The organism is Hymenobacter agri, from assembly GCF_054778495.1.
The window spans coordinates 1-6,086 of sequence record NZ_BAAGZM010000309.1 but is presented as its reverse complement, the minus strand read 5'-3'; the positions used below and the strand labels follow the sequence as shown (position 1 = coordinate 6,086).

Here is a 6,086-nt window from a genome sequence, read left to right as displayed (position 1 = left end):
GCCCGCCGCGTACTCGAAGCCACCCCCGACCTCGCCGCCGAGTTGCCCGACTTCGCCCAGGACTGCGGCGACATCGTGGCCGCTGCCTGCCTGGCACACGACATCGGCAACCCGCCCTTCGGCCACTCTGGCGAAGATGCCATCTCGGCCTACTTCGCCAGCCGCGCCGCTGAGCGGTTCATCACCGGCCTCAGCGCTGCCCAGTAGGCCGATTTGCAGCACTTCGAGGGCAACGCCGCCGGCTTCCGCATCCTCACCCACACCTACCCAGCGCTCAGCAGCGGCTCGGGCGGGCTGGGCCTCACCTACGCCACGCTCGGCGCGTTCACCAAGTACCCGCGCCCCTCTCTCATCCCCGACGCCCGCCGGCAGGGCGGCGCCAGCGAAAAGAAATACGGCCACTTCCAGAGCGAAAACCCGCGCTTCAAGCTCGTGGCCGAAGAACTAGGCCTGCGGGCCAAAGATGCCGAGGCCGGCTTCCACCACCGCCACCCGCTGGCCTTTCTGGTCGAAGCCGCCGACGACATCTGCTACCGCATCATTGATTTCGAAGACGGCCTCAAGCTCGGCCTCATCGACCACGAGCGCGGCCTGCAGCTCATGCGCGACCTGCGCGCCGCCGCCCCCCACGCCCGCCCCAAAAGCAGCGGTGGCCTGCAGTGGCGCGACTGGCAAGAAGAATTAGGCTACCTGCGCGCCACCCTCATTGGCCAGCTTGTCGACGAAACCGCCACCCGCTTCGCCGGGCACGCGCCCGCCATCCTGGCCGGCACCTACGATGCCTCGCTGGTGAAGGAGCTCAGCGGCTACGAGTACCTCGAAGAAATTCAGCGCTTGAGCGTCGATAAGCTCTACCGCTCGCGCCCGGTGCTCGAAATCGAAGCGGCTGGCTTCGAGGTGCTCGGAGGTCTGCTCGACGCCTTCCTATGCGCCATCTTCGACGCAAAAAGCAACCACCGCTCCCGCAAGCTACTCGAGCCATCGGCCCGCAAGCCGGCGCCTCCGCCTACGAGCAAATCCTGCTCCTCACCGATTACGTGGCCGGCATGACCGACCAGCACGCGCTGAGCCTATACAAGACGATTAAAGGGATTGAGCTGCCGAAGGGGTTCTAGAACGTCAACAGCAATAATCAATAACAGAACGGTCATGCTGAGCGCAGTCGAAGCATCTCTACCGCAGCAGTAATCCGCATGACCGTTGTTTATTTTCCTAATCAGGCGAGTCTTCCCTCTTCCTCATGCACCGCCACCAGATTCTCCAGCAGCGCCTCCAGCAGCTTGCGCCCCTTCCACACTGATTTCAGCATGGCGCGAATCTGTTCCGCCGTCTGCACGAACTCCTCCTCCGCAGCCTGCTCGTGGTTTTCGTCAGCCATGAGCTGTTCCACCATCGGCACCGTCATTTCGGGGTGAAACTGCAGGCCAATTACCCCGTCGCCCCACACAAAACCCTGCGTGGCTGTGGCCGCCGACATGCCCACCCGTAGCGCCCCCGGCGGCACCGTAAACGTGTCGAGGTGCCAGTGCAGCACCGCCGCCTTCTCGGGCCACCCGCGCAGCAACGGGTGCTCCAGCGACTTCGCCGAAAACCGCACCGTCCAGAAGCCGATTTCCGGGGCGTGGTTGGGCCGCACTTCGCCGCCCAGCGCCTCGGCCACCAGCTGCGCCCCCAGGCAAATGGCCAGCGTCAGCTTGCCTACCCGCAGCGCTTCACGGATGAAGGTTTTTTCGGCCCGCAGCCACGGTAGCCGGTCCTCGTCGTGCACGCTCATCGCGCCGCCCAAAATCAGCAGCGCGTCAAACTCGCTCAGCGCCGGAAACTGCGGGTCGGGCTCAAATAGCTTCGTAAACGAAAGCGAATGCCCGTGCGCCGCCAGCCAGTCGGCCGCGTGGCCGGGGCCTTCGTGGGGCATGTGTTGGAGGCAGTGAAAGCGCATGGTTTTTACGATAGAGTTGGCAAAATTAGAACGTCATGCTGAGCACAGTCGAAGCATCTCTACCGCGCAACGTAATCATTTACTATTGCAGTAGAGATGCTTCGACAAGCTCAGCATGACGTTCTGGATTATTGAATTACCTGTCAGCTTACTCCCACTCAATCGTCGCCGGCGGCTTGCTCGAAATATCGTATACCACGCGGTTGATGCCGCGCACCTGATTGATAATCTTGTTGCTCACCTCGGCCAGGAAATCGTAGGGCAGGTGCGCCCAGTCGGCGGTCATGCCGTCCACGCTCGTTACGGCGCGCAGGGCCACCACCCGCTCGTAGGTGCGCTCGTCGCCCATCACGCCCACGCTTTGCACGGGCAGCAGCATGGCGCCCGCCTGCCACACGTGCTCGTAGAGGCCGTGTTGCTTGAGCAGGTTGATGAATACGCCGTCGGCGCGCTGCAGCAGGTCCACTTTCTCGGGCGTAATGTCGCCGAGAATACGGATGCCCAGGCCGGGGCCGGGGAACGGGTGGCGGTTGAGAATCTCGCCGGGCAGGCCCAAGGCCGCGCCTACCTCGCGCACCTCATCCTTGAAGAGCATGCGCAGCGGCTCCACAATTTTCAGGTTCATCTTCTCGGGCAGGCCGCCCACGTTGTGGTGGCTCTTGATGGTGACCGACGAGCCGTGCACCGACACCGACTCAATCACGTCGGGGTAAATGGTGCCCTGGGCCAGCCAGCGCGCACCCTGCACCTTCTGCGCCTCGCGGTCGAACACCTCGATAAACGTGCGGCCAATGGCCTTGCGCTTGCCCTCGGGGTCGCTGATGCCGGCCAGCGCAGCGTAGAACTCCGGCGCGGCATTCACGCCGGTTACGTTCAGGCCCAAGCCCTCGTAGGCCTTCAGCACGCTGGCAAATTCATCCTGTCGCAGCAGGCCGTTATCCACGAAGATGCCGTGCAGGCGCGGGCCGATGGCGCGGTGCAGCAGCAGGGCTGCCACGCTGCTGTCCACGCCGCCCGAGAGGCCCAGAATCACCTGGTCGTCGGGGCCGATGGTGGCTTGCAACGCTTCCACGGCCGAGGTCACGAAGTGGTCGGGCGTCCAGCTTTGCGCGCACTGGCAGATGTCGACCACGAAGTTGCGCAGCAGCAGCTTGCCTTCGGTCGAGTGCGTTACTTCGGGGTGAAACTGGATGCCGTAGGTGTCCTGGCCTTCAATTTTAAAGGCAGCCACCGCCACCTCGGGCGTGCTGGCAATGATGTTATAACCGGCCGGCAGGCGCTGAATGGTGTCGCCGTGCGACATCCAGACCTGCGAATCGACGTGCATCTCATCGAGCAGCGGTGAGGCGGCATCGAGCGACGATAGCCGAGCCCGGCCATACTCGCGGATGGTGGCCGGCATGACTTCGCCTCCGCCCTGCTGGGCCAGTAGCTGCGCGCCGTAGCACACGCCCAGCACCGGCACCCGGCCGAGAATATGGCTCAGGTCGGGATTGGGCGAGTTGGCATCGCGCACCGAGCACGGCGAGCCGGAAAGAATAACGCCCCGAATATCGTCGCTGAGAACGAGTTTCGAGGCGTGGGTGTAGGGGTGAATTTCGCAGAACACGTGCAATTCGCGGATGCGCCGGGCTATCAATTGCGTGTACTGCGAGCCGAAATCAAGGATGATAAGTCGTTCCATGCCGCAAAAGTACTCCCGGATAATCACGGATTCGTCGGATTCCGCGCGGATTTATCGGATTTTGTGCACGATTGGCCATACCGCAAAATATTTTTCAGCCCCCGGCCGCACCCGTCATTCCCAATGCAATCAGCCTTTTATCATTCTTCCAGCCCACGTAATCGCACCCGCCGACCACAAAATCCGTGAAATCCGTGCGGAATCCGCCGAATCCGTGCTTACCTTTGCAGCGGCAAGTCAGAACGACCAGCTCCTGCTGAACTCCCCCAGGACCGGAAGGTAGCAAGGGTAGGTGGTTGTAGCGGTGCGATTTTGGCTTGCTTTTTTTTGTCTTTTCGCGTCGGCCCCGATGCTGCTTCAACCCTGCAACTTGGCGGGCCATTGAGTAGCTTTGGGGCCGATTCTTTTTCGTATTAGCTGTTAGCTGGCAGCTGTTAGCCGTTAGCTTTTTCTCGTTGCTCAGCCAAAGAGCTAACAGCTAATAGCCAACAGCTAATAGCTCACCAATGAAATTCTTCCTCGACACCGCCAACCTAGCCGAAATCCGCGAAGCGGTGGAGCTGGGCGTCCTCGATGGCGTAACTACCAACCCCTCGCTCATGGCCAAAGAGGGCATCAAGGGCATTGATGGCGTGATGGCCCACTACCGCCAGATTTGCGAGCTGGTCGACGGCGACGTGTCGGCCGAAGTGATTGCCACCGATTTCGACGGCATGGTGCGCGAGGGCGAGGCCCTGGCCGACCTGCACCCCAACATCGTGGTGAAAGTGCCCATGATTAAGGACGGCGTGAAGGCCATCAAATACTTCGCCGACAAGGGCATCAAAACCAACTGCACCCTGATTTTCACCGCCGGCCAGGCCCTGCTGGCCGCCAAAGCCGGCGCCACCTACGTGTCGCCCTTCGTGGGTCGTTTGGATGATATCGGCGCTGACGGCCTGCAGCTGGTGGAGCAGATTGTGCAGATTTTCAGCAATTACGGCTACCCCACCGAAGTGCTGGCCGCCTCGGTGCGCCACGTGCCGCACCTCATCCAGTGCGCCGAAATCGGCGCCGACGTGGTGACCTGCCCGCTCAGCGTCATCAACGGCCTGCTCAGCCATCCGCTGACCGATAAGGGCCTGGCCACCTTCCTGGCCGACCACAAAAAAGTAAATTCTTAGGGTTGAATGTTGAGGGTTGAATGACTGCCAAGCTCCTCGTTTGACGGACAACTCAACCCTCAGCATTCAACGCTTAAAACTTTCCGCCGTGTACATCATCAAAGTAAAAGGCAAGGCCAAGATTCCGGACTACATCCAGCTGCGGGACGAGGCTTTCGTGCTCATCGCCTACTTCCGGGCCGACCGGCCGCTGAAGGACCTGCACCGCTACGGCCTCGAAGGCAAGGAAGAAGCGCTGGCGGGCGTGATTTCGGGCCTGGAATTTGGCAAATTGCAGCCGCTGAACTTGTAAGCGTATGGTTGAGAATGTGATTGAGCTGCACGATGCCATCATCATGCAGGAGCAGCAGGCGGTGTTGCAGAACGTGACGTTTTCGCTCGAAAAGGGCGAGTTCGCCTACTTGGTCGGCCGCACCGGCTCGGGCAAGTCATCGCTGCTGAAAACGCTGTACGCCGACCTGCCGCTACTCAGCGGCCAGGGCACGGTGGCCGGCTATACGCTGCCAAAGCTGCCGGCCAGCAAGGTGCCGTTTCTGCGCCGCCGGCTGGGCATCGTATTTCAGGATTTCCAACTGCTGGGCGACCGCACGGTGGCCGAAAACCTGATGTTCGTGCTGAACGCCACCGGCTGGAAAGGCAAGTCGCAGAAGCAGCAGCGCATTACCGACGTGCTAGTGCGCGTGGGCCTGAGCGGGGCCGCCAACCGCCTGCCGCACCGCCTCTCGGGTGGCGAGCAGCAGCGCGTGGTCATCGCCCGCGCTATGCTGAACGAGCCCGTGCTGATGCTCGCCGACGAACCCACCGGCAACCTCGACCCCGACGTGTCGGCCAGCATCATGCAGCTGTTTGGCGAGATTAACAACGCCGGCACGGCCATACTGATGGCCACGCACAACTTCCAGCTCATCGAGCAGTACCCCCACCGCGTGCTCACCTGTAAAGACGGCGAACTGCTCGACTCGGCGCGCAGCCCCATGGCGCGCTAATGAAGCCGGAAGCTACCGTTGGCCTGTCGGTACTGATACCGGTGTACCAGCGCGAAGTGAGCGACCTCACGCGGGCCCTGCTCGCGCAGGTCCTGCACTGGCCGGGCCCGGTCGAAATCCTGCTGTTCGACGATGGCTCGACTGAAAACACCCGGCAACGGAACCGCCCCCTGGCCGCGCTGCCCGGCGTGCGCTACCACGAGCTACCGCAGAACATCGGCCGCGCCGCCATTCGCAACCAGCTGGCCACCAGCGCGCAGCACGAGTGGCTGCTGCTGCTCGACAACGACAGCCGCTTGCCCAACGCGCAGTTT

8 protein-coding genes and 1 other RNA gene are annotated in these 6,086 nt (G+C 62.1%); 7 read left to right on the top strand and 2 right to left on the bottom strand.

Annotated elements, in window-relative coordinates:
- Both ACYVDE_RS14455 and ACYVDE_RS14450 read left to right on the top strand, forming a co-directional pair.
- On the top strand, positions 1-207 hold a 207-nt coding region (locus ACYVDE_RS14455; protein ID WP_460502251.1), incomplete at its 5' end, for an HD domain-containing protein.
- A 719-nt stretch (positions 208-926) separates the two neighbouring features.
- Complete coding sequence (locus ACYVDE_RS14450; RefSeq protein ID WP_460502250.1) at positions 927-1,115, top strand: hypothetical protein; 189 nt, start codon at positions 927-929, stop codon at positions 1,113-1,115.
- A 101-nt stretch (positions 1,116-1,216) separates the two neighbouring features.
- Here ACYVDE_RS14450 and ACYVDE_RS14445 read toward each other — a convergent pair whose 3' ends face one another.
- Positions 1,217-1,915 (bottom strand): type 1 glutamine amidotransferase, encoded by a 699-nt coding sequence (locus ACYVDE_RS14445; protein WP_460502249.1) that lies wholly within the window; start codon positions 1,913-1,915, stop codon positions 1,217-1,219.
- 172 nt (positions 1,916-2,087) lie between these two features.
- A complete protein-coding gene (guaA, locus tag ACYVDE_RS14440) occupies positions 2,088-3,623 on the bottom strand; it encodes a glutamine-hydrolyzing GMP synthase (RefSeq protein WP_460502248.1) in 1,536 nt (511 codons plus the stop codon).
- A 229-nt stretch (positions 3,624-3,852) separates the two neighbouring features.
- On the opposite strand from guaA, the gene ffs reads away from it, so the two are divergent.
- The 5 genes from ffs to ACYVDE_RS14415 form a co-directional block, all read left to right on the top strand.
- An RNA gene (gene ffs / locus ACYVDE_RS14435) (signal recognition particle sRNA small type) lies at positions 3,853-3,950 on the top strand.
- 179 nt (positions 3,951-4,129) lie between these two features.
- Positions 4,130-4,786, top strand: a complete 657-nt coding sequence (gene fsa, locus ACYVDE_RS14430) for a transaldolase family protein (protein ID WP_460502247.1) — start codon at positions 4,130-4,132, stop codon at positions 4,784-4,786.
- An 88-nt stretch (positions 4,787-4,874) separates the two neighbouring features.
- Positions 4,875-5,078, top strand: a complete 204-nt coding sequence (locus ACYVDE_RS14425) for a fructose-6-phosphate aldolase (RefSeq protein ID WP_460502246.1) — start codon at positions 4,875-4,877, stop codon at positions 5,076-5,078.
- 4 nt (positions 5,079-5,082) lie between these two features.
- Positions 5,083-5,772, top strand: a complete 690-nt coding sequence (locus ACYVDE_RS14420) for a cell division ATP-binding protein FtsE (RefSeq protein ID WP_460502245.1) — start codon at positions 5,083-5,085, stop codon at positions 5,770-5,772.
- Positions 5,772-6,086: glycosyltransferase family 2 protein (locus tag ACYVDE_RS14415; RefSeq protein WP_460502244.1), on the top strand; the 315-nt coding region annotated here is incomplete at its 3' end. The genes ACYVDE_RS14420 and ACYVDE_RS14415, both read left to right, overlap by 1 nt.